General features: G+C 70.2%; 19 protein-coding genes and 1 tRNA gene. 18 read left to right on the forward strand and 2 right to left on the reverse strand.

Features of this window, described 5'->3' with window-relative positions:
- The first annotated feature begins 8 nt into the window (after positions 1-8).
- From ACVCL9_RS16250 to ACVCL9_RS16305, 12 genes are all read left to right on the forward strand, one after another.
- Positions 9-368 carry a GPW/gp25 family protein gene (locus ACVCL9_RS16250; protein WP_447097361.1) on the forward strand — a complete coding sequence of 120 codons (360 nt, stop codon included), beginning with the start codon at positions 9-11 and terminating at the stop codon, positions 366-368.
- Positions 365-3136, forward strand: a complete 2772-nt coding sequence (locus ACVCL9_RS16255; protein ID WP_447097360.1) for a putative baseplate assembly protein — start codon at positions 365-367, stop codon at positions 3134-3136. Before ACVCL9_RS16250 ends, ACVCL9_RS16255 begins: the two co-directional genes overlap by 4 nt.
- A complete protein-coding gene (locus ACVCL9_RS16260; protein WP_447097359.1) occupies positions 3133-6249 on the forward strand; it encodes a putative baseplate assembly protein in 3117 nt (1038 codons plus the stop codon). The genes ACVCL9_RS16255 and ACVCL9_RS16260 overlap by 4 nt, the downstream gene beginning before the upstream one ends.
- Complete coding sequence (locus ACVCL9_RS16265; RefSeq protein WP_447097358.1) at positions 6246-8480, forward strand: hypothetical protein; 2235 nt, start codon at positions 6246-6248, stop codon at positions 8478-8480. Before ACVCL9_RS16260 ends, ACVCL9_RS16265 begins: the two co-directional genes overlap by 4 nt.
- Positions 8481-8489: 9 nt before the next feature.
- Positions 8490-10127 (forward strand): DUF6519 domain-containing protein, encoded by a 1638-nt coding sequence (locus ACVCL9_RS16270; RefSeq protein WP_447097357.1) that lies wholly within the window; start codon positions 8490-8492, stop codon positions 10125-10127.
- Between the two features lie 55 nt (positions 10128-10182).
- Complete coding sequence (locus ACVCL9_RS16275) at positions 10183-11682, forward strand: esterase/lipase family protein (RefSeq protein ID WP_447097356.1); 1500 nt, start codon at positions 10183-10185, stop codon at positions 11680-11682.
- Between the two features lie 60 nt (positions 11683-11742).
- The gene (gene dusA, locus ACVCL9_RS16280; protein WP_447097355.1) at positions 11743-12726 is read left to right on the forward strand and encodes a tRNA dihydrouridine(20/20a) synthase DusA; all 984 of its coding nucleotides are present in this window, start codon (positions 11743-11745) and stop codon (positions 12724-12726) included.
- 81 nt (positions 12727-12807) lie between these two features.
- Positions 12808-13119: a PepSY domain-containing protein gene (locus ACVCL9_RS16285; protein WP_298851460.1), complete on the forward strand. Its 312-nt coding sequence runs from the start codon at positions 12808-12810 to the stop codon at positions 13117-13119.
- Between the two features lies 1 nt (position 13120).
- On the forward strand, positions 13121-13813 hold the full coding sequence (locus ACVCL9_RS16290; RefSeq protein ID WP_136259750.1) for a response regulator transcription factor: 693 nt from the start codon (positions 13121-13123) through the stop codon (positions 13811-13813).
- Positions 13779-15200, forward strand: a complete 1422-nt coding sequence (locus ACVCL9_RS16295) for an ATP-binding protein (protein WP_395121329.1) — start codon at positions 13779-13781, stop codon at positions 15198-15200. Before ACVCL9_RS16290 ends, ACVCL9_RS16295 begins: the two co-directional genes overlap by 35 nt.
- A gap of 108 nt (positions 15201-15308) precedes the next feature.
- Positions 15309-15701: a hypothetical protein gene (locus tag ACVCL9_RS16300; RefSeq protein ID WP_447097354.1), complete on the forward strand. Its 393-nt coding sequence runs from the start codon at positions 15309-15311 to the stop codon at positions 15699-15701.
- Positions 15698-18526 (forward strand): zeta toxin family protein, encoded by a 2829-nt coding sequence (locus ACVCL9_RS16305; RefSeq protein ID WP_447097353.1) that lies wholly within the window; start codon positions 15698-15700, stop codon positions 18524-18526. The genes ACVCL9_RS16300 and ACVCL9_RS16305 overlap by 4 nt, the downstream gene beginning before the upstream one ends.
- 79 nt (positions 18527-18605) lie before the next feature.
- Here ACVCL9_RS16305 and ACVCL9_RS16310 read toward each other — a convergent pair whose 3' ends face one another.
- Complete coding sequence (locus ACVCL9_RS16310) at positions 18606-19391, reverse strand: M90 family metallopeptidase (RefSeq protein ID WP_447097352.1); 786 nt, start codon at positions 19389-19391, stop codon at positions 18606-18608.
- 12 nt (positions 19392-19403) lie between these two features.
- Positions 19404-19721 (reverse strand): hypothetical protein, encoded by a 318-nt coding sequence (locus ACVCL9_RS16315; RefSeq protein WP_447097351.1) that lies wholly within the window; start codon positions 19719-19721, stop codon positions 19404-19406.
- A gap of 197 nt (positions 19722-19918) precedes the next feature.
- On the opposite strand from ACVCL9_RS16315, the gene ACVCL9_RS16320 reads away from it, so the two are divergent.
- The 6 genes from ACVCL9_RS16320 to ACVCL9_RS16345 all read left to right on the forward strand — a co-directional run bounded on the left by ACVCL9_RS16320 (position 19919) and on the right by ACVCL9_RS16345 (position 23173).
- Positions 19919-20899 (forward strand): biotin--[acetyl-CoA-carboxylase] ligase, encoded by a 981-nt coding sequence (locus tag ACVCL9_RS16320; protein ID WP_395116216.1) that lies wholly within the window; start codon positions 19919-19921, stop codon positions 20897-20899.
- Entirely contained in the window at positions 20896-21657 is a 762-nt protein-coding gene (locus tag ACVCL9_RS16325; protein ID WP_447097350.1) for a type III pantothenate kinase, read from the forward strand. The genes ACVCL9_RS16320 and ACVCL9_RS16325 overlap by 4 nt, the downstream gene beginning before the upstream one ends.
- Positions 21658-21689: 32 nt before the next feature.
- Entirely contained in the window at positions 21690-22349 is a 660-nt protein-coding gene (locus ACVCL9_RS16330; protein ID WP_447097349.1) for an SPOR domain-containing protein, read from the forward strand.
- 37 nt (positions 22350-22386) lie between these two features.
- Positions 22387-22462: transfer RNA gene (locus tag ACVCL9_RS16335), tRNA-Thr, on the forward strand.
- 167 nt (positions 22463-22629) lie between these two features.
- Complete coding sequence (locus tag ACVCL9_RS16340) at positions 22630-22872, forward strand: hypothetical protein (protein WP_395116221.1); 243 nt, start codon at positions 22630-22632, stop codon at positions 22870-22872.
- Between the two features lie 100 nt (positions 22873-22972).
- Positions 22973-23173: a hypothetical protein gene (locus ACVCL9_RS16345; protein ID WP_447097348.1), complete on the forward strand. Its 201-nt coding sequence runs from the start codon at positions 22973-22975 to the stop codon at positions 23171-23173.
- The last annotated feature ends 157 nt before the right edge of the window (positions 23174-23330 follow it).

Raw genomic sequence — 23330 nt, forward strand, 5'->3', positions numbered from 1 at the left:
GTCCCATCATGAACCTGGACTACCCGTTCCATTTCGACCCCCGCGGCCGCGTCGCGGAAACCGGCGACGACGAGCACGTGCGCGAGATGATCGAGCAACTGCTGTTCACCAGCCCGGGCGAGCGGGTGAACCGGCCCGACTTCGGCAGCGGCCTGCTGCAGCTGGTGTTCGCGCCGAACAGCCCGGAGCTGGCCGCTGCGCTGCAGTTCACCTTGCAAGCGGCGTTGCAGCGCTGGCTGGGCGATGTGATCGACGTGGGCAAGCTCGAAGTCAGCAGCGAGGACGCCACCCTGCGCGTCGACCTCAGCTACACCGTGCGCGCCAGCGGCGACACGCGCAGCGACAGCTTCGTGCGGAGCCTGCCATGAACCGCGCGAACGTCCATGCGAGTCTCGGCACGATCGGCTGCGCGCCGCTGCCGGCCTGCAGCGTGCCGGCGCGGCGCGAGAAGCTGCGGCTGGCCGGCACGCTCAACGGCATCGACTACGTCGAGGTCGGCGACGACGGCGTCAGCCTGTGCGTGCATTTGTTCGGCGAGATCCCGCAAGGTCTCGGCGTGACCAACGTGCGCATCAGCGGCGGCGACCGCATCACCGGGCTGCGCGTGCTCAGCGTGAACCCCGAGCTGGAACCGGACATGCACGATGACGCCTGCCTGCGCATCGTGCTCGACCGCGAAGGCGACCACACCGCGTACTGCCTGTGCCTGGTGGATGCGGCCTCCGGCAATGACCCGGCGAGCTGGCATGCCTATCCCGGCTTCGATCCGCGCTATGCCTGCGTCCCGCTGCACTTCCGCCTGGACTGCGCGAAGACGCTGGACTGCGCCGACGAGACGCCGTGCGTGTCGCCACCGTCGCCCGCGCCGGAGATCAACTACCTCGCCAAGGATTACGCCAGCTTCCGCCAGCTGTTCCTCGACCGCCTCGCGCTGGACATGCCGGCGTGGCAGGAGCGTCACGTGCCGGACCTCGGCATCGCGCTGGTGGAGACGCTGGCGTATACCGCCGACTACCTCAGCTTCTACCAGGACGCGGTCGCCACCGAGGCCTACCTCGGCACCGCGCGCAAGCGCATCTCGGTGCGCCGGCATGCGCGGCTGGTGGATTACCGCATGCACGAGGGCTGCAACGCGCGCGCCTTCGTCACGCTGGCCTCGAGCAACGACCTGAGTCTGGACCTCGCCAACCTGCTGTTGCTGGTGCCGCCGCCGGGGCAGGGCCATCCGCAACCCGGCGTGATCGACGCGATTCAGCTCGACGCGGCGCGTGCGCAGGGTGCGCTGATCTACGAGCCGATGCCGCTGGATGGCATGACCACGTTCGACGTGGTCGCCGCGCACAGCGCGATCCGGCTGCACAACTGGGGCGACGAGCTGTGCTGCCTGCCGCGCGGCAGCACGCGGGCGACCCTGGTCGATGCGCCGCCGCCCCCGACGACGCCACCGGCTGCATCGGCGCCGCCCTCGGCACTCGCGGCAGCGAACGATTCCGCACCGGTTGCCTTGGCTGCCATCGCAACGCAGCGGGCGCTGAAGCTCGCGGTAGGCGACCTGTTGATCTTCGAGGAAGTGTTGGGGCCGCAGACCGGCAATCCGGCCGATGCCGATCCCGCGCATCGGCACGCGGTGCGCCTCACGGACGTCCGGACGTCCGTCGATCCGCTGGACGGCACGCTGCTGCTGGAGGTGGCGTGGGATGCCTGCGACGCGCTGCCGTTCGACCTGTGCCTGTCGGTGCGCACGCCGGCGCCGGACTGCGCGTGGCTGCACGACGTCAGCCTGGCGCGCGGCAACGTGCTGCTGGTCGACCACGGCGAGCACCTGCGCGGGCAGTGCACGTCCAGCGCCATCTGCACGCCGAGCGGTGAGGATGGCGACTATCCCGGCCTCGCCGCCGCGCTCGCCGCGATGCCGGATGCCTGCACGCGCTGCGCCGCGCTGGCCGAGGATTGCTGGCTGGTGCCGGGCGACACGCAGTACGGCTGCTGCCGTTGCGACGACGCGGTGCCCGACGTGCGCCGTCCGCCGTCCGACACCGGCCACGTGCTGCCGGATGCGCCGTTGACCTGGGCCGAGCCGCTGCCGCCGCACGCGCCGGTGTGCAAGCTGCTGGCGCGCGATCCGCGCCTCGCGCTGCCGCAGCTCGTCGTGCATGGCGGCGCCTTGGCCGACTTGCTGGTGGACGGCACGCCCGACCCGCGCTGGCGCTGGTGGCCGCAGTACGACCTGCTGGAAAGTGGCCCGGACGACCGCCACGTCGTGGTCGAGATCGACGACGACGGCGCCGCGCACCTGCGCTTCGGCGACGGAGTGCTCGGTGCACAGCCGCAGGCTGGCGACTTCTTCCGCGCCGCCTCGCGCATCGGCAACGGCCCGGCCGGTAACGTCGGGCGCGACAGCATCGTGTGGCTGGCGCTGAAATCGGGCGTGCTGTCCGCCGACCTGGTGCCGCGCAATCCGCTGCCGGCCAGCGGCGGCACCGCGCCGGAAAGCCTGGCCGAGGTGAAGCTGTACGCGCCCGGCGCATTCCGCGCCAACCCGCTGCGCGCGATCGTCGCCGACGACTACGCGAGTTTCGCCGCGCGCGCATCGGAACTGCAGGGCGCCGCCGCCGCGCTGGAGTGGAGCGGCAGCTGGTACGCCGCCGACGTGGCGCTCGATCCCCTGGGCCGCGAAGACCTGCCGGCGGGCCTGGCGCGGCGCATCCGCGCACAACTGGAGCGCTACCGCCGCATCGGCCACGACGTCGAGGTGCATGCCGCCCGCTACGTGCCGCTGCGCATCGCACTGTTCGTCTGCGTGCGGCCGGATTTCCTCGTCGCCCACGTCGAGGCCGCGCTGCGCGACCGCTTCAGTTCGGGCCTGCGCCGCGACGGCACGCCGGGCTTCTTCCATCCGGACCGGCTCAAGCTGGGCGCGCCGGTGTTCGCCAGCGCACTGCTGGCCGAGGCGCAGGCGATCGCCGGCGTGTCCCACGTCGAGGTGTCGTGCCTGGCGCGCGCCGACGATGCGACCGACAGCGTGCCCGACGACGGCGTGCTGCGGCTGGCCGCGCGCGACATCGCCCGCGTCGACAACGACCCGGATCATCCCAATCACGGCAGCATCCGCTTCACGCTGGGAGGTGGCCGATGAGCTGCTGCAGCGCCTGTGGCAAGCACGCCTGCGCCTGCGGTTGCGGCGCGATCGCCGGTACGCCGTTGCCGCTGGCCAACCGGCCGGGGCTGGACGCGCTGAATTACCGCGTCGGCCGCTACGCCGATTTCCGCGCCACCATGCAAGCCGGCTTGAGCGACGCCGTCCTGCCGGCGCTGGCTGGGCTGCGCACGCGCGCAGCGGACGACCCGGCGATGGCTCTGCTCGACGCCTGGGCGGTGGGTGCCGACGTGCTGAGCTTCTACACCGAGCGCATCGCCAACGAGGCCTACCTGCGCACCGCCACCGAGCGCCGCTCGGTGCTGGAGCTGGCGCGGCTGCTCGACTACCGCCTGCGCCCCGGCGTCGCCGCCAGCGTGTACCTCGCCTATACGGTGGAAAAGGATTCGCCGCCGGTGACCATCCCTGCCGGCGCGCGCGCGCAATCGGTGCCCGCGCCCGGCGAGCAGATGCAGACCTTCGAGACCGCCGAGCCGCTGGATGCGCGCTACGAATGGAACGCGCTCAGGCCGCGGCTGACGCTGCCGCAGGACATCACGCTCGACAACGTGGCCACGCTGGACGCGCTGTGGGTGGCCAGCACGGCCACCGGCCTGAAGCCGAACGATCGGCTGCTGTTCCTGTTCGGGGAACTTCCCGCCTGCGTGCCGGTGGTTCGTCAGGTGCAGTCGATTGAAGTACAGCAGCAGAGCGGGCGCAGCAGGCTGGTGCTGCAGCCGTTCGGCGCATTGCAGGGGCAGATCGTGGCGGCGGCGAAAGTGGCGGTCGCCGCGTTGTCCGGCGGCACGTCATTGCGCGACCGGATCGAAAGGCTCTACCGCGGCTTGCTGCTCGGCGGCGGCGACGTCGGCAGCGTCAACCGTCTGCTGGGAAGCTTCGGCCTGGAGGTGGGGAATCTTGCCGGTGGCCCGGCGCCGGCGCAGGCGTTCCTGCTGGCCGTGGTGAAGGCGTTTGGCGGCGACGGCGCCGTCAGCCCGCCGCCGGCGGGCGGCTTCGGTGCGCTGTTCGGCGCGTTGACGCGGCAAGCCACGCTGCAGCCGGCCAACAGCTTGCGCCTGCAACGCAGCGTCGCCGCGGCGCTGGGCAAGGCCAGCGATGCGCGGCCGCAACTGCTGCTGAAATTCGCGCCGCAGCTGCATGACACCTTCTACCGTGCCTGGGCCAGCATGCCGCAGGGCGAGCCTTCGCCGGCCCTGAACGGCGTGTACGCGCTGCGCCTGGCCGCGCCGCTGTTCGGCTACAACGCGCCGCGCATCATGGGGCTGGGACTGAATGACGACCCCGCCACCAAGGGCACCGTGCCCTACGTCTCCAGGCCCGACGGCGACTGGGATGCCATCGCGGACGGCGGCGAGGAGGACGACCTCGTGCAGCTCGACAACGCCTACGACGGCGTGCAGGCGGGCAGCTTCCTGCTGATCCAGTCGGGGCGCTACGGGCCGCCGGTCGTCGCGCAGGCCAGGCGCGTACAGGTGCATCCGCGCAGTGCCTACGGCATCAGCGGCAAGACCACCGGGATCGAATTGGTCAAGCCGGATGCGGACACGTCCGTGTGGCAGGCGCCGAGCATGTCGACCCTGCGTGCCACGCAGGTCCACGCACAAAGCGAGTCGTTGCCGCTGGCCGAGCTGGTGATCGGCGACGAGGTCGGCGCGCTCGTCGCCGACGGCAGCCCGCGCAGCACCGGCGACAGCGCCACCCGGCTCACTCTCGATGGCGCCGTCGACGGCCTCGAGGCCGGCCGCTGGGTGATCGTCGAGGGCCGCCGCAGCGACGTGCCGGGCACCGACGCGGTAAGCGCCGCCGAGCTGGTGATGCTGTCCGCAGTGGAGCAGGGCGTGGACGCGAACCTGCCCGGCGACACCGTGCACAGCACCCTGGTGTTCGCCAACGCGGGGCTGGCCTATCGCTACGCGCGCGACAGCATGACGGTGCGCGCCAACGTAGTGCGCGCCACCCACGGCGAGAGCCGCCGCGAGGTGCTGGGCAGCGGCAGCGGCGCGGCGTCGATGCAGGCCTTCGTGCTGAAGCAGCCGCCGCTGACCTGGGTGTCGGCGGCCACGGTGGATGGCGTGCAGAGCACGCTCACGCTGCGCGTCAACGACCTGCAATGGCACGAGACGCGCAACCTCGCCTTCGTCGGCGCGAACGACCGCCGCTTCGTCACCGCCACCGACGACGACGGCAGGACCATCGTGCAGTTCGGCGACGGCGTGCACGGCGCGCGCCTGCCCACCGGCATCGAGAACGTCGTCGCAACGTACCGCAACGGCATCGGCGCGCCGGGCAACGTACGCGCGGGGCAGGTCAGCCTGCTGGCGACGCGGCCGCTGGGCGTGAAGGAGGTGATCAACCCGCTGCGCGCCTCCGGCGGCGCCGACGCGGAGACGCGCGACCAGGCGCGCCGCAACGTGCCGCTGGCAGTGCTGGCGCTGGACCGGCTGGTCTCGGTGGCGGACTACGCCGACTTCGCACGCACGTTCGGCGGCGTCGGCAAGGCGGCGGCAGTCAAGCTGGGCAACCTGGTGCAGGTGACCATTGCCGGCGCCGCCGATGCGCCGATCAATGCTACCTCCGATCTTTGCCGCAACCTGCTGCAGGCGCTGCGGCGCTACGGCGATCCGTCGCTGCCGGTGCGGCTGGGCGTGCGCGAGCTGCTGGCGCTGACCGTGAGCGCGAAGGTGGGGCTGCTGCCCGATTTCGCCTGGGAGTCGGTCGAGCCGGCGCTGCGTGCGGCGCTGCTGGATGCGTTCGGCTTCGAGCGGCGCGCGCTGGCGCAGAGCGTCTACCTCAGCGAACTGGTCGCCTGCGTGCAGGCCGTGCGCGGCGTGGCCTGGGTGGACGTGGATGCGTTCGGCAGTCTCGACGAGGCCACCTTGCTGGCCGGCTTCGGTGTGGGCGGCGACAACGGCAAGGCGGGCGACACGACCGCGCTGGCGTCACATGCCGCCTCGACAGCCAGCACGGTGCCGCCGCGCGTGCCGGTGCGGCCGGCCCGCTACGACGAGCACGGCATGTTGCGTCCGGCGCAGCTCGCCTATCTGCCGCCGAACGTTCCCGACACCTTGCTGCTGCAGGAGGCCACGCCATGAGCGCGCGTCCCGATCGCCTGTACGACCTGCTGCCGGTGGTCTACCGCATGCGCGACGCGGAGCAGGGCTGGCCGCTGCGCGACTTCCTGCGCGTGCTGACGCGCCAGGCCGACGTGCTGGAGCAGGACATCGCGCGGCTGTACGACAACGCCTTCATCGAGACCTGCGACGACTGGGTGGTGCCGTACATCGGCGACCTGCTCGGTTATACGTTGCTGCCGGAAGCGGCCACGCTGGGTGAGGACGGGTGCCGCGACGCCCGCCTCGGCCGCGTGCTGGCGCCGCGCGCCGACGTGGCCAACACGATCGACGCGCGGCGGCGCAAGGGCACGCTGTCGCTGCTGGAAGACCTGTCGCGCGATGCCGCCGGCTGGCCGGCGCGTGCGGTGGAGTTCTATCGCCGGCTCGGCTGGATGCAGCATCTCGACCACCAGCATCCACACCGCGGCGGCACCGCCGACCTGCGCGATCCGGGCCGGCTGCAACGCATCGGCTGGGTCGACGGCGCGTTCGATCCGTTTGCGCACAGCGTGGACGTGCGGCGCCTGGGCAGCGCGCAGCGGCGCGGCCGCCACAACGTCCCTGCGGTGGGCGTGTTCGCCTGTCGCCTGCGCAGCTATCCGGTGACGTGCACGCCGGCGTACTGCATCGAGGAGCGCGGCCCGCAGTGTTTCAGCTTCAGCGTGCTGGGCAACGACACGCCGCTGTTCCAGCGTCCGGTCGCGGAAACCGAACCCACGCACATCGCCGACGAGCGCAACCTGCCATTGCCGCTGCGCCGCTGGCAGTTCGCCGAACGCGGCCCGCTGGCCGATTACGCCAGCGTGTCGGCCGAACTCTACGGCGAGGGACGCAGCGTGGAAGTGTGGGCGCCGGACTGGCCGGCGAAAGGCCAGGGTGTGCCGGTGCCGCGTGAGCTGCTGGTACCGGCCGACCTGTCCGGCTGGCGCGGGCAGGTGAAGCGCGGGCGCGTGGCGGTCGACCCCGAGTGCGGCCGCCTGCTGTTTCCTGCCAACCAGCGGCCGAAGCGCGGCGTATGGGTGAGCTACCAGTACGGCTTCGCTGGCGATCTCGGCGGCGGCGAATACGCGCGGGTCACGCCGGAGCTGGAAGGCGCCACGCGCTACGTGGTGCACGCCGCGCGGCGGGATCGCGCGGCGAACGTCGGCTGGCCGGCCGGCCACTTCGGCAGCATCGCCGACGCCTTGGCGGCGTGGGCCGCAGCCAAGGCGGCCACGCCGGTGTTGCGCGCGCTGGTGATCGAGCTGGCGGAGAGCGGCGTGTACGAAGGCAGCGTCGAACTGCAGCTCGACGCCGGCGAGGCGATCCAGCTGCGTGCGGCCGAACGCACGCGGCCGGTGCTGCGCCTGCTCGACGTGCGTGCCAGCCAGCCGGACGCGCTCAGCGTCAGCGGTCGCGCCGGCAGCCGAGTGCTGCTGGACGGCTTGCTGATCGTGGGCCGCGGCATCGAGGTGCACGGGCCGGACGAGGAATCCGCTGCTGGCGGCGACCTGTGCGAGCTGCTGATCCGCCACTGCACGCTGGTGCCGGGCTGGGCGCTGCACTGCGACTGCGACCCCAAGCGCCCGGGCGAACCCAGCGTCACGCTCGACGGCACGCGCGCGGCGCTGCGTGTCGAGCACAGCATCCTCGGCGCGATCATGGTGATCAGCCCCGAGCGCCGCGGCGAGCCGCCGCCGCTGGAACTGTGCGACAGCATCCTCGACGCCACCGGCATGGAGCGCGTGGCGCTGGGTGCGCCGGACGAGGCGGTGGCGTACGTCGAGGCCAGCTTCCGCCGCTGCACGGTGATCGGCGAAGTGCAGGCGCATGGCATCGCATTGGCCGAGGACTCGATCTTCGCCGGTCCGCTGCGCGTGCTGCGCCGGCAGCAGGGCTGCGTGCGCTTCTGCCACGTGGCGGACGGTTCGCGCACGCCGCGTCGCTTCCATTGCCAGCCCGATCTGGCGCTGGCCGCGGTGGCGCCGGAGCAGCGCGTGCACGAACGGCTGCGCCTGGTGCCGCAGTTCCGCAGCTGGCGCTACGGCACGCCGCACTACCTGCGCCTGGCCGACGGCTGCTGCGCGGAGATCCGCCGCGGCGCGTCCGACCGTTCGGCGATGGGCGTCTGGCACGACCTGTACGAGCCGCAGCGCGAGGCGAACCTCGCGGCGCGGCTGGCCGAATACGTTCCGGCGGGCACGGACGCCGGCATTCTTTTCGCGAGTTAGGAGATCGACATGAAAGGCGACTTCGCACGCGTCAGCTTCGACCCGACCCTGCATTACAGCCAGGTGTTCCAGCAGCAGGGACGCGTGCTGCTGGAGGCGGACTGGAACGAACAGGCGCACATCCAGCTGCACCTGCTGCGCAGCCTGGTGCGCGACCTGGTCGGCCCGTGCTGGGCGGCGGGTGGCGGCTTCGCCATCACCGACAGCACCACCAAGGCCGATGGCAGCAGCAAGCCGTTGCCGCTGACCGACTGGCAGCTGGCGCCGGGGCATTTCTACGTCGACGGCATCCTGTGCGTGAACGAGGCCGCGTGCACGCTGGCGCAGCAACCGAACGCGCCGACCCCCGACTATGGTGTGGCCGACGGGAAGAGCGGTTTCGAGAATCCGCCGGCGGGTTTTGCGCTGTGGCTGGACGTGTGGGAGCGGCACCTGTGCGCGGTGGAAGCGCCGCGCATCGCCGACGTGGCGCTGGACGGCGTCGACACCGCGTCGCGCGCGCAGGTGGTATGGCAGCTGCGCCTGCTCGACCAGCCGTGGGCGCAGCAGCAGCTCGACGACGTCACCGCGGCACTGAAGACGCGCCAGCAGGCCGCCGGCAGTTCTGCCGACGCCGCCGCGATCAAGCAGCAGCTCGCCGAGGTGGCGCAGTTGCGCAAGGGTCTCGACGGCGGCAACCAGACCAACGCCTCGCCCTGCGCGTTGCTGCGCCAGCTGCTCGGCGCGCGTGCGGCGTACGCGTTGCCGCGATTGCGCGCGGAGCTGGCTCCGCAGGAGTCCGATGACGATCCCTGCGTGATCGCCGCCGACGCGCGCTACCGCGGCTGCGAGAACCAGCTGTACCGGGTCGAGATCCACCAGGGTGGGCCGGCCGGCACGGCCAGCTTCAAGTGGTCGCGCGAGAACGGCTCGGTGGTGTTTCCGGTCATGCGCAGCGACCTCGGCGCGGCGGCCGATGACGGCAGTGCGCCGCTCACGGTGACGCTGGCCCGGCTCGGTCGCGATGCCCGGCTCGGGCTGGCGGCGAACGACTGGGTGGAGCTGGTCGACGACCGCTACACGCTGGGGCAACGCGCGTATCCGCTGCTGCAGGTGATCGCGATCGACCTGGCAAGCTGCAGCGTCACCCTGAATGTGCCGAAGAACACCACGCCGTGGCCGCTGGACGACGACCCGCGCCGGCATCCGCTGCTGCGCCGCTGGGACCAGCACGATGCGGTGAGTGCGCAAGGCGTGCTGGCCGTGGCCGAGGGCGCGCCGATCGCGCTGGAGGACGGCATCCAGGTCAGCTTCGAACAGGGCGGGTTGTATGCCACCGGCGACTACTGGCTGATTCCCGCGCGGGTGGCCGGCAACGGCCAGCTCGACTGGCCGATGACGGGTACGGCGCCCGCCGCGCTGCCGCCGCGCGGATTGCATCACCACGCGGTGCTCGGCGTCAGCGGCGACAACGGCGGCTACGACGAATGCTGCTGCCGCTTCGACAGCCTGTGCGAGATGCTGCGTGCCTCGACCAAGGCCACGCCCGGCACGACTACGCACACGTTGTTCGCCGCGCCCACGGCCGGCGCGGCCAAGTCCACGGTGGCGGGTGGTGCCAGGCGCAAGCGAGCCCGCAAGCCGGTGAAACCCGCCGGCCCGGCCTGAGCATCGTCGTGCCGATGTCTTTTCCGCCCGAGAACATCAAAGAGGAAACGGCCCCATGGATCCGCTGACCGCCCCCTACTTCCCGATCATCTACGTCCGCGGCTACGCGATGACGGCGAACGAGATCGCCGACACCGTCGCCACGCCGTACATGGGCTTCAATCTCGGCTCCACCAAGGTGCGCCAGGCCTGGGACGGCACCGTGCGGCGCCACGTGTTCGAATCGCCGCTGGTGCGGCTGATGAAGGACTACGGCTACCGCGACACCTACACCGATGGCAGCGAGATCGACGGCGAGCTGCCGGCGCGCAGCGTGGTGATCTACCGTTACTACGAAACGGCCGATACCGACCTTGGCGACGGCAAGGTGCTGTCGATCGTCGAGGCCGCCACCGGCCTGCGCGACCTGATCCGCAAGTTGCGCGACCAGGTTTGCGGCGCCGACGCGGCGCGGAAGAAGGCATTCCGCGTGTACCTGGTCGCCCATTCGATGGGTGGACTGGTATGCCGCAGCTTCCTGCAGAACGACAAGATCAGCACCGGCGCCGACCGTGCCATGGTCGACAAGGTGTTCACCTACGCCACGCCGCACAACGGCATCGAGATGGCCGGCTTCAACGTGCCGGCGGTGCTCGGCCTGTGGGACATGAACAACTTCAACCGCAAGACCATGGCCGGCTACCTCGGCCTGAAGGGCACGCCGGAGCGCGTGGACACGCTGGACGGCAAGTTCGATCCGCAGCAGTTTTTCTGCTTTGTCGGCACCAATCACCGCGACTACGAAGCCGCGCTCGGCGTGTCGCGCAAGCTGGCCGGCGAGATGAGCGACGGCCTGGTGAAGATCGAGAACGCCACCGTGAGCGGCGCGCCGCGCGCGTTCGCCTACCGCAGCCACAGCGGCGTGTACGGCGTGGTCAATTCCGAGGAGGGCTACCAGAACCTGGTGCGCTTCCTGTTCGGCGACATGCGCGTGGACGGCACGCTGGAGGCCGACGCGCTGCCGCTGCCGGCCTCGGTGCAGAAAGCCAAGGACGACGGCAAGCAGGTGCGCGCCTCGTACTATTTCGAGGCCACCGTGGCGCCGCGCGGCACCAACAGCTACCGCCTGACCGAGCGCCGCCGCGACACTTTCAGCGCGGTGCTGCGCAGCTTCGACGAACTGCTGCGCCCGGCCAACGCCGGGCTGGACGCACCGCGCTCGCCGGTGCTGTTCTCGGCCTTCCTCGACACCAGCAAGATCACCTCCGGCAAGACCGTCGTGTTCAGCGTGGAGCTGACCGTATCGACCACCGGCTACACCATCGACAACAAACTGTGGCTGGACAAGCACGTCGAAGGCGAATACCTGTTCCGCGACACGCTGGTGGTGCGTGCCACGCAGACCGACGAAGGCTGGAACCTGCGCTACCTGCTCGTCGACGAGCAGTCCAGCGAGAGCCTGGGCACCCTGGTCGAGCCGCAGGACGACGGGGGTTACCTCATTCCGCTGTCGTCGCAGAAAGGCTTCCAGGGGCGATTGCGCCTGGTGGTGTCGATGACGCGCGGAAAGGCGTAGCCGCCGCCATGCGGCCCGGCTGCCGCCAGTGCGGGCGGCGGCAGCACGTACACTACGCGCATGAACGATTCCGCCGCCGCCTCGCCGTGGCACTTCAGCGTCGCGCCCATGATGGACTGGACCGACCGCCACTGCCGCTACTTCCACCGGCTGCTGTCGCCGCGTGCGCGGCTGTACACCGAGATGGTGACCAGCGCCGCGCTGGTGCGCGGCAAGCAGCTGCGCCTGCTCGAACACAGCCAGCAGGAACATCCGCTGGCGTTGCAGCTGGGCGGCAGCGAGCCGCAGGAACTGGCACAGGCGGCGCGCTTCGGCGCCGAGGCCGGCTACGACGAGATCAACCTCAACGTCGGTTGCCCCTCCGACCGGGTGCAGTCGGGCCGCTTCGGCGCCTGCCTGATGCGCGAACCGGCCCTGGTCGGCGAGTGCGTGAAGGCGATGCGCGATGCGGTCGAGGTGCCGGTGACGGTGAAGTGCCGCATCGGCGTGGACGACCAGGATGACTACGCAGGCCTGCAGCACTTCACCGAGACCATGCTGGAGGCGGGCGTGCGCGTGCTGGTGGTGCACGCGCGCAAGGCCTGGCTCAAGGGCCTGTCGCCGAAGGAGAACCGCGAGATCCCGCCGCTGGACTACGAGCGCGTGTACCGGCTCAAGCGCGAGTTTCCCGAGCTCGTGGTGGTGGTCAACGGGGGCATCACCACGGTCGAGCAGGTGCGTACCCACCTGGCCCGGCTGGATGGGGTGATGCTGGGCCGTGCGGCATACCACGATCCGTACCTGCTGGCGCAGATCGAGCACGCGCTGCACGGCGAGCCGCTGCCTACCCGGGAAAGCGTGCTGCAGCGCCTGCGGCCCTACATCGAGGCCGAGCTGGCGCGCGGCACCGCGTTCAAGCACATCAGCCGCCACCTGCTGGGCCTTTACCAGGGCGAGCCTGGCGCGCGCGCATTCCGCCGCGCGCTCAGCGAGGGCGCGCATCTGCCCGGGGCAGGCTGGGCATTGCTCCAGCAGGCCATGGCGCCGTGCGCGGCGGCAGCGTGACAGGCGCGCCCCGTCCGGCCAGTATTCAGGCCTGACCTCTTAGGCTGGGCGTTCGCTCAACGCCGGACAGGATATTCACGCATGATCAGGTACAAGAGCATGCTGCTGGCCGCCCTGATCCCGTTCGGGGGCGTGGCGGCGGCGCAGACGGGCAAGCCGGCGGTGACGCTGGATCAGGCGGTGCTCCAGGTGCAGCAGGAAACCGGTGGCAAGGTGTTGTCGGCGGAATCGCGCGGTGTCGGCCGCCGGATGGAGTACCGCATCAAGGTGCTCACCCCGAACGGCCACGTGAAGGTGATGGCGATTTCCTCCGAAGCGAGCAAGAATCCGGGGTCGGCCCAGTCGACCAAGAACCCGCCCGGGCGGAATGCGGGCAGCAAGGAGAAACATTGATATGCGCATCCTGTTGGTGGAAGACGAGGCGCCGTTGCGCGAGACGCTGGCGGCCCGGCTGAAACGCGACGGCTTTGCCGTCGATGCGGCGCAGGACGGCGAGGAGGGCATCTATCTCGGCCGCGAGGTGCCATTCGACCTGGCCATCATCGACCTGGGCCTGCCCAAGATGTCCGGCATGGACCTGGTCAAGGCGCTGCGCGAGGCGGGTCAGCGCTATCCGATCCTGATCCTCACCGCGCGCGGCAGCTGGCAGGACAAGGTCGAGGGACTGAAGTACGGCGCCGACGACTACCTGGTCAAGCCGTTCCACGTCGAGGAGCTGCTGGCGCGCATCAACGCGCTGGTGCGCCGGGCCAGCGGCTGGTCCAAGCCGATCCTGGCCTGCGGGGTGATCAAGCTCGACACCACCGCGCAGACGGTGACGGTGGAGGGCAAGCTGGTCGACCTCACCAGCTACGAGTACAAGGTGCTCGAATACCTGATGCTGCACGCGGGCGAACTGGTCTCCAAGGCCGACCTCACCGAGCATATCTACCAGCAGGATTTCGACCGCGACTCCAACGTGCTGGAAGTCTTCATCGGCCGCCTGCGCCGCAAGCTCGATCCGGAAGGCACCCTGAAACCCATCGAGACGGTACGTGGACGCGGATACCGCTTTGCCATCCCGCGCACCGACGGCGACGACGAATGAGCCATCGCCCGCGCGCCGCCCGCTGTCGCTGGCGGCGCGCGCGGCGATCGCCACCGGATTCGTGCTGGCCGGCTTCCTCGGCCTGGTCGGCCTGACCCTGTCGCAGGCGAACAAGGAGCGTGCGCTGAGCGCGCTGCACGACCGCCTGCAGAACTTCGCGATCGCCTACATCACCAACTTCGACGTCAACCGCTACGGCCGCATCCTGTCGCCGGACACCTCGCCGGATCCGAATTTCTCGCGCCCGGGTTCCGGCCTCTACGCGGTGGCGGTGGGCGACAAGGACTTCCGCTGGGAGTCACCCTCCGCGATCGGCCGTGACTTCAGTTTCCTGGTGCCGCTGGAGCCGGGCGCCAGCCGCTTCGTCGGCCCGATCGACACGCGCATGGGTCGCCTCTACTACTACAGCTACGGCGTGGCCTGGGACACCGAGGCGGGCAAGTCGGTGCGCTTCACCGTGATGGTGGCGCAGACCGAGGATCAGCTCGAGGGCGGCAACATGGCCTACCGGCGCGCGCTGGTGATCTGGCTGTCGATCCTGGGCGTGATGCTGATGGTGCTCCAGCTATTGCTGCTGCGCTGGAGCCTCACCCCGCTGCGCAAGGTGGCCAGCGACATGAGCCGGGTCGAGCGCGGCGACAGCGAGCAGCTGGACAGCCAGTACCCGCTGGAACTGACCGGCCTGACCGAGCGCATCAACGCCTTCATCACCAACGAGCGCGAGCAGCGCACGCGCTACCGGCACACGCTGGCGGATCTCGCGCACAGCCTGAAGACGCCGCTGGCGGTAATCCGCTCGCAACTGGAATCCACCACCGGCGAGGTGCTGGCCGGACGCAGCACGGCGGTGCTCGATCAGGTGCGCCGGATGGACGAACTGGTCGCCTATCAACTGGCCCGCGCGGCCACCTCTGGCCGGCAGACTTTCGCCAGCGCGGTGCCGATCGCGGGCGCGGCCGAGGATCTGGTGCAGGGTCTGGAGAAGGTCTACGCGGCCAAGAACGTGTTGTGCGAGTTCGACATCGGCGAGGGCGCGGCGTTCTACGGCGAGCAGGGCGACCTGCTCGAACTGCTCGGCAACCTGCTGGAGAATGCCTTCAAGTGGGCCTCCCACCGCGTGTTGCTGGAGGTCAAGGCGCAACCGGAGCACGGGCGCAAGCGGCCGGGCCTCTACATCAGCGTGGAAGATGACGGCCCCGGCATCGCCGAGGACAAGATCGAGAAAGTCCTGCAGCGCGGCGTGCGCGGCGACGAGCGCGTGCAGGGCCACGGCATCGGCCTGTCGATCGTGCAGGACATCGTGCACGCCTACCAGGGCGAACTGGTGGTCGACCGCTCGCCGGAACTCGGCGGCGCACGCTTCAGCGTGCGGCTGGCGGCGAGCTGAGCCGCCGCGCCGGGCTGCCGGAAAGCTGGAGAATCTGACAGACCCGTCCCGGAATTCGCGGTAGGCTCGACGAACCGCCCAAGGCCTGGCGCAGGATGCCGGCGATGCGTGGCGCTTCCGATCGACACGACCGACAAGGACATCACGATGCCGAAACTGCCCCCGCCCCCGGTTCCGCAGCGTCTGCGGGAAATGCTCAAGGACTATCCGGGGCACATCGATCGACTGCAGGAGGTGCTGAACTATGTAGTCGAAACGTCCTCAGCGGGCGTTGGGCCGTTTGATCGTGCGATTTGGGTGCTCGAAAGCAGACTGGGAACCTTCATCGACGAAGCCGGCACCGAACTGCACGCCGCTGAAGCCAGTGGCGATGCGGAGGCGATCGCGAGGGCAGAAGCCAAGAATCTGCTTATGGGGCGTGCCCGATCAAAAGGTCGATGGATAGCCGATGACGCGCTGTGGGAGTACTTCCAGGCGAACAAGGAAGCGTTCGAAAAATGAGCTCCTCTGCCGACATCCTCGCCCCTCTGACTCATGCACGCGTGTTTTCCGAAACGGTCGTCCCTCGAAGTGAACTGGACGAAGCGCTGCCTCATGCGCGACCGAAGGCGATTATCTTGGGAGGGCAACCAGGCGCAGGAAAAGGTGGACTGACCCAAGCCGCGATTCACGAGTTTCATGGCGACATAGTCCCCATCGATCCCGACGAACTGCGCGACTACCACCCCCGCGTCCGGGAGTTCCGCTCCGCCCATCCCTACACCTGGTCAAGTCACACGCAAGCCGACGCCGGCCAGTGGGCCGACGAGTTGCGCGAGGCGGCAGTGGCCGGGCGCAAGCACTTCATCTTCGATACTACGCTGAGCAACGGGTCATGGTCGGCCGAGCTGATCCGCGACCTGCAGGCCCAAGGCTACGACGTCGAGGTGCGGGTGGTGGCATCGCCCAAGCTGGAGAGCGAACTGGGCGTCGACAAACGGTTTCTGGACCAGCTCAATATCGACGGTTACGGCCGCCACGTCCCCGAAGGTGCGCGCGACGCGATCTACGACAAGGTGCCGACGAGCCTGGACACGATCCACGCGGAAACGACCACGCCCATCCGCCTCTTCGATCGCGAAGGCCGCGAGCTTTACGACAGCCGCACCGATGCCCGCTCGCCGGGACAGGCGTTGATCGAGGCGCGCGAAGCGCGTCTGCACGATCCGGCGATCACCCGCAGCCTCAAACGCAGTTGGCAGGATCAGCGGCTGTGGCACGAGACGTTGCCCGAAGCGATCACCGACAACCCGAAGGTTGCACCGGACACGGCCCGACGCCTGTTGATCGAGCGCGATGCCTCCAGGGTGGTCGAGGGCGTCCAGGGCAACCTCTCCCGGATCACCCATGTGGACTACACCACCCGGGTCCACCCGAACGTCGTCAAGGGATTGGGCTTCGCCAGCGCCGCCGCCGTCGCCTGGGACGCCACGACCACCGCGCGCCACACGGCCACCCTGCTGCAGCAGGACAACCCGACGGGCGCCGCCTCGGCGGTCGAGCATTTCGGCTCGCGCAACCTGGGCATGCTCGGCGGCGCACTGCTGGGGGCGCAAGTCCTGGGCGCGGCGGGGATCGAGTCCGGCCCGCTGGATCTGATCGTCGCTGGCGTGGGAGGCATCGGCGGGGCGGTTGCCGGCGACAAGCTGGTCGACTGGCACGACCAGCACAAAATCCACAACCAGACCGATGCACAAGGCCGCAGCTGGCACCACGACCCGCAGCATCCGGAACACGGCTGGACGCGCGAGGTGCCCACCGGCGAGATCGGTTATGCGCCCAACCATCCGGTGGTCGGCTACGGCGTCATGCCCACGCCGGGCTGGCGCAGTGTCCGGGCCGATCCCGCGCTGGCTGCGCAACTCACGTTTCAAGCCAACAACACCGCGGTGGAACTGGCCCTGGCACACCCGGCCCCACCGCGCGATCCGTACACCCAGCCGGCCAGTGCGCAAGACACATCCAGCCGGCTTCCCGCGCCATGGCAGCGCGATGCCGCCTCGGGAGCGTGGTCGCGCACGGTCACCGACGCCGTACTGGAGCACGGCCTCAAGAGCACGCACGTGGAAACCGCCACGCCGTCACGCACCGCCGCCCTGGATGCCGCCGCGCATGCCACCCTCGCCGACAATCTGGCGCACTCCCGCCGCGGCATCGCCGCGCGCTATCAGGCGATCTACGCGCAACGCGGCTGGCAACAGCTCGGCCCCCTGCCCGATGCGGTAACCGACGCACTGCATGCGCCCACGAACATCTTGGACGCCTCCGACGGCCATGCTTACACCCGCGACGCGCGGGGCCACTGGAGCACGCCGGGCCGGCTGTGGGGTCGGAACGCGGCCGAGGGCAACCTGCGCGCGGAGCTCGATGCCACCGCGCAGCTGATCTCCACGACCTTCGCCATGCACGCGGCAACCCACGCCACGCAACAAACGCCGGCGCACGCCGCCGTTCCACCCATCCCGCCGCACCTGCACGACTTCCGCCATCCCGGCCACCCTCTGCACGCGAGCTACGGCACCCTGCTGCAGCACGTGCACGCGATGGAAGAGCGAGTGCGGATGGCGCACGGCGAGCACAGCGAGCGGGCGGCAGCCGCGCTGCTGGACCGGCACAGCGCCGACCGCCTGGGTCCGGCGGCGCGGGTCGAGCTGCACGGCGAAGGCAAGGCCATGGCGATGCATCTGGTCACCAACGAGCGCGCGCCCGGGAACACCTACCTTACCGTCGAGCGCCGCACCCCGGTCAGCGTGTTCGACGCGGTGGCCCGGTCAGTCGACGACGCCAGCCGCGACTGGTCGCGGCGCGAACTGCCGCATCTGTACCAGTCCCCAGTGCGAGTGGCCGAGACGCCGTCGCGCGATCCGTCGTCGCTCGAACCTTGCGACCTGCGCCGCCCGGACCACCCGCGCCATGCCGCATTCGTCAACATGCGCGAACACGTCGGTGCGGCCTATGCCCAGTACGGCATCGCGCGCAGCGCCGATCAGCTCGATCGCGCCACCGCGGCCGTCATGCTCGATCGGCCGGTACACGCTCGCCAGCCGGACCAGGTGCAGCTGTTGCCCGGTCCGCAGACCGGCCGCATCGGGCCGGACAGCGGCGTGCTGACCCGCGACTCCTCATCGTTCCTGCCCTGCACCACGACCACCCACGCCGCGGCCATGCAACAGCCACCGGAGGCGATGTTCCGGCAGCTCGACCAGCTGACCATGCTGCAGAGGCAACAGGCGCAGGTGCAACAGGCGCAGATGCCGATGCAGCCGGCGCAGGCGATGGGGCGGTAGGAACACTCGCTCGCGTGGATTGCAGCAGCGCGGTGCGGCTGTCATCCGGACAGCTGTGCAGCCATGCATGCCACTTCCCTCAGCGACGGCACCCGCCAGCGAGTTCCTCGCCGTCGGCGGGCGAGGGGCCGTAGAACGCGTGCAGCAGTTCGGCCACCGCCGGCTCGGTTTCGCGCAATACGGCTGGCTGCGAGTAGTGCAGCTCGCTGACCACGGCGAAATACTCGCCGGCGCTTTCGGTCGCGTAGTGGTCGATCGGCGCGTGGCCGGGGCCGGCGGCCAGCAGGCGGTCGTAGGCGCGCTGGAACTCCCCGATCCAGCGCCGCCGCGGAATCTCGCGCAATGGCGGCACGCCGTCGGGCGGGCCGTCGAGCATGTCCAGCTTGTGGGCCATCTCGTGCACAACCACGTTGTAGCCGTCCCACGGCTGCTCCAGGTCCAGTTGCACGTCGGCCAGGGACAGCACCAGCGGGCCATGCTCCCAGGCCTCGCCGATCAGCACCTCGTCGCTCTCGGTGACCACGCCGGTGTGGTCGTCATGGTGGCTGCGGCGCACCTTGAACTCGCCCGGGTAGATCAGCACGTCGCGCCAGCCGCGCAGGCTGGTCGCACCCTGCTGCAGCGCCGGCAGGCAGGCCTGCATGGCAATCAGCAATCGCCAGTAGTCGTCCAGTACCGCGCCGGCCAGCGCGTGAAAACGCTTGCGCGCCAGGAAGATGCCGGCGAGCTGGCGCAGTTGCAGTTGTCGCGCGGGGTCCAGCCGACGCGCCAGCGGACAGGCCGCCAGGGCGCGCCGCCACAGCGGGTCGGCGATCGGTGCAGGTTCAAAGTGTGCCCGCAGGGATGTCCACCAACGGCGCGGCATGCCGCCGAACGCTTACTGGATCGACCCAGGCAGCAGCGATTGCCAACCCAGATGTGGCCGGGGCGCAGGGGCCGGTGCCGGCGAAGCCGCGCCGGAACGGTCGTTGCTGCTGCGCACGGCGCCGCTGGTGCTGCTGCTGCCGGGGCTGCTGTTCTCGCGGTTCATGCCCAGCACGTCGCCGGCGATGCCGTCTTCGCTATCGTGCGATGACGCGTTGCTTGCGGTTGGGCTGCCGCTGTCCACGCCCCGGCTATCGAGGCTGGCCGCTGCTGTCGCGCCGGCGAAGGCGAGGCACAGGATGCAAGCGATGATCCGGTGGGTGGCGCGCATGGCAGTGAAACTCCCCAGGCCGCAAGCGAAGAATCCGATCGTCGCAGAAACCGGGCGCTGCTGCCAGTGCAAGCGGCGGGCGCGCGTGCCGCAGTGCAGCGTGCGGCAGGCTAGAATGATTCGATGGTTCTTTTCTCCACCGTTCCCCTGCCTCGCGCTGCCCCCACGGCGCGCGCTGCCGCGCGCCGGGTTCGCTGATGCAGCCGCTGCAATTGCTGGCCTTGCTGGCTCCCGGCGCACCGCTTTCCGGCGCGGCGCTGGCCGAGCGCAGCGGGGTGACCCGGGCGGCGATCTGGAAGCAGGTCGAGGCACTGCGTGCGCGGGGCGTGCCGGTGCAGACCCGCGGCCGGGCCGGCTATTGCCTGCCGTGGCCACTGCAGATGCTCGACGCGCAGCGCATCCGCGCCGCCTTGCCGGCCGATGTCGCACGCACGCTGGGTACGCTGGAAGTGCACGACGAGCTCGACTCGACCTCCAGCGAACTGCAGCGGCGGCTTGCCGATGCAGCCGACCTTTGCGTGGTGCTGGCCGAATCGCAGAGTGCCGGGCGCGGCCGGCGCGGTCGCGACTGGCTGTCGCCGCCGGGGTTGAACATCTATCTCTCCTGCCTGAAACGATTCGGTGCGGGCTTCGCGGCGCTGGGCGGCCTGTCGCTGGCGATCGGCGTGATCGTGCTGCGCGCGCTGGATGAACTGGGCGTTGCCGGTGCGGGGCTGAAATGGCCGAACGATGTCTTGGCCAGCGACGGCAGCGGCAAGCTGGCGGGCATCCTGGTCGAGCTCAGCGGCGAATTCCAGGGGCCGTGTTCGGCGATCATCGGCATCGGACTCAACCTGCGCCTGACCCCGGCCCTGCAAGGCCAGGCCGGCCAGCCGGCCACCGACCTGGCCAGCCTGTGCGCGGGCGCGCCGCCGGATCGCAACCGCGTGGCCGCGGCGCTGATCGCTGCGTTGGCGCAAGGCTTGGCCGAGTTCGAGCGCGAAGGCTTCCACGCCTTCGCCGCCGACTATGCGCGCCACGACCTGCTGCGCGGCCGGCCGCTGCAACTCAGCGGAGCGCTCGGCACGTTCGACGCACTCGGCGCAGGCATCGACGCGCGCGGCGCCTTGCGGGTGCAACTGCCTGACGGCAGCGAGCGGCGCATCGACAGCGCCGACGTCACGGTGCGCCGCGCATGAGACTGCTGCTGGATCTGGGCAATTCGCGCCTGAAATGGGCGCTGCAGGGACCGTCGCCCGCATGGCTGGCGCAGGGCGTGCTGGAGTGGCGCGAGGATCTGGCCACGCTGCCGGATGCGGCGTGGGCGGGTTTTCCGCGATCGACCCAGGTGGTCGGCGCGTCGGTGGTCGACGACGCGCGCGAGCAGCGCGTTGCCGCCGTGCTGCGGCAGGCATTCGACAGCGCGCCCGAATGGCTGCGCACCCCGGCCAGCGCCTGTGGCGTACGCAATGCCTATGCCGAGCCACAGCGGCTGGGCGTGGATCGCTTCCTCGCCATGGTTGCCGCGCATGCCGCCCATCGCGAGCCGTGCGTGCTCGCCAGCGCCGGCACCGCGCTGGTGCTCGATGCGCTGGCCGCCAATGGCCGGCACCTGGGCGGGTTGATCGCGCCGGGCGTGCAGCTGATGCAGCGCTCGCTGCTCGATGCGACTGCGCTGGTGCGCCCGCAGCGACCCGGCGACATCCTGCAGCTGGCCGACAACACCGCCGATGCGGTGACCTCCGGCTGCTGGCAGGCCGCCGCCGCACTGATCGAGCGCTTCCATGCGCAGATGCGTCCGCGCCTGGGCGGCGAACCGGCGCTGATCCTCGACGGCGGCGATGCGCCGCGACTGGCGCCGTTGCTGTCGCTGCCCGTGCAAGTCGGCCAGGACAGCGTGTTGCGTGGCCTGGCATTGTGGGCGGATGCGCACATGCCGACGCCGGCCAGCCACTAGAATGAGTGGTTGGCGGTCTTGATGGGGGTTCGATGTTCCTGCGTCTGCTGTTTGTCCTGTTGAGCGCGCTGAATATCGCGGTCGGAGCGTGGCTGCTGCTGGGCCAGCCCTACCGGCACGTCGGCGACGCCACCGACCCGGGCGTGGCGCCACTGCAACTGTTGTCGGAACTGCCCGCGGCGGAAGGCACGATCGCGGTGCCCGAAACGCCGGCCGCGGCCGTCGATGCCTCGCAAGGCTTTCGTTGCATGGCGCTGGGGCCGTTTGACACGCCGCAGGACCTGCGCAGCGCGCGCCAGGCGCTGGACGGGCACGTCGCGCGCATGCGTTCGCGCCAGCAACAGACCACCCAGCCCAGCGCGTGGTGGGTCTACCTGCCCGCCGTCGCCAGCCGTGCGCAGGCGCTGCAGACGGCCCGCCAGCTTGCCGCGAAAAACATCAACGACTATTTCGTGGTCGGCTCCGGCGACCAGGCCAACACGGTGTCGCTCGGCCTGTTCCGCGACCCGGCCAATGCGCGCAAGCGCCTGGACCAGGTGGCCGCCGCCGGCTTTCCCGCGCGCATGAGCGAGCGCAGCGAAAGCGTCCCGGAGTACTGGCTCGACCTCGCCATCGCCACCGCCCAACCCTTCGACTGGCGCCAGTACCTCGGCGCCAGCGACCTCGGCACGCACGACATCCGCTGCTTCTGAGCGAGCGCAGCGCCCCGCTGCTAGAATCCCCGCCTGCGCCGGCATAGCTCAGTTGGTAGAGCAGCTGATTTGTAATCAGCAGGTCCCGGGTTCGATTCCTGGTGCCGGCACCATCCGCCTGCATGGCCGCCGCCGCGCCATCCGTCCGCGGCGCGCCGACTCCCCACAGCAACTGTAGGCCTGCGCTGACAGACCCGGCGCCAGGCCTCGACGCATCCTTGGCAAGCTCCGGTGCGCCCCTGCGCGCATCGGTCTCTATTCTTCGGCCGAGGGGGCGCCCATGAGCGTGGTCCTGACCATCAAGGAAAGCCGCCACGGCCTGTGGCGCATCTGCAGCGGCCCGGACGTCCTGTTCGACCGCCTGCGCTTTGCCCATGCCATCCGCCTGGGCCGCGGCCTGGCCCGCGAGGAGCACGCCAGCTCCGGTACCGCCGCCCGCGTGGAGATGATCTGCAACGATTTCAGCATCCCGCTGGTGCAGTACGCCGAGGTACGCCGCTCCCCGATGACCGCCGTGTCCTGAGCCCAAAGCTTGGCGGTACGTTGCGGCGCGGCGTGCGTGCGTCGCGAAATTTGTTACGATCGCTTCAACGGCTACGCAGGGGTAGCCGGGAGTGATCGACATGCAAACACCGTATGTGCAGCCCGCCCTTTGGCGCGGCTTGCAGCTGTTTGCAGGGATGCTGTGGGGGAAACCGGCCAAACCAGCTACCGCGGGCGCGACAGCGCGTGCGGCGGGCGATCTGGTGACGTGGCGGGCCGGCGCGCGATCGCGCCGCGAGGATGAACTCGAACGCATGCGCGACGACGCACCTCTGACTTGACGGCGTCCCGACCCGGTTTCGGGCTCGTCGTTCCGGCGAAGGCAAGCTGTTGTCCGCAGCAGATCCGTCCTTGACGTCCACCGCGTCAAGGCGCAAGACGGGCGTTGCGTGGCCCACCTCGACACGCCCGCTTGCCCCTTCGTCGGTCCGGCGGAGG

It is taken from the genome of Rhodanobacter sp. UC4438_H5 (assembly GCF_052978405.1).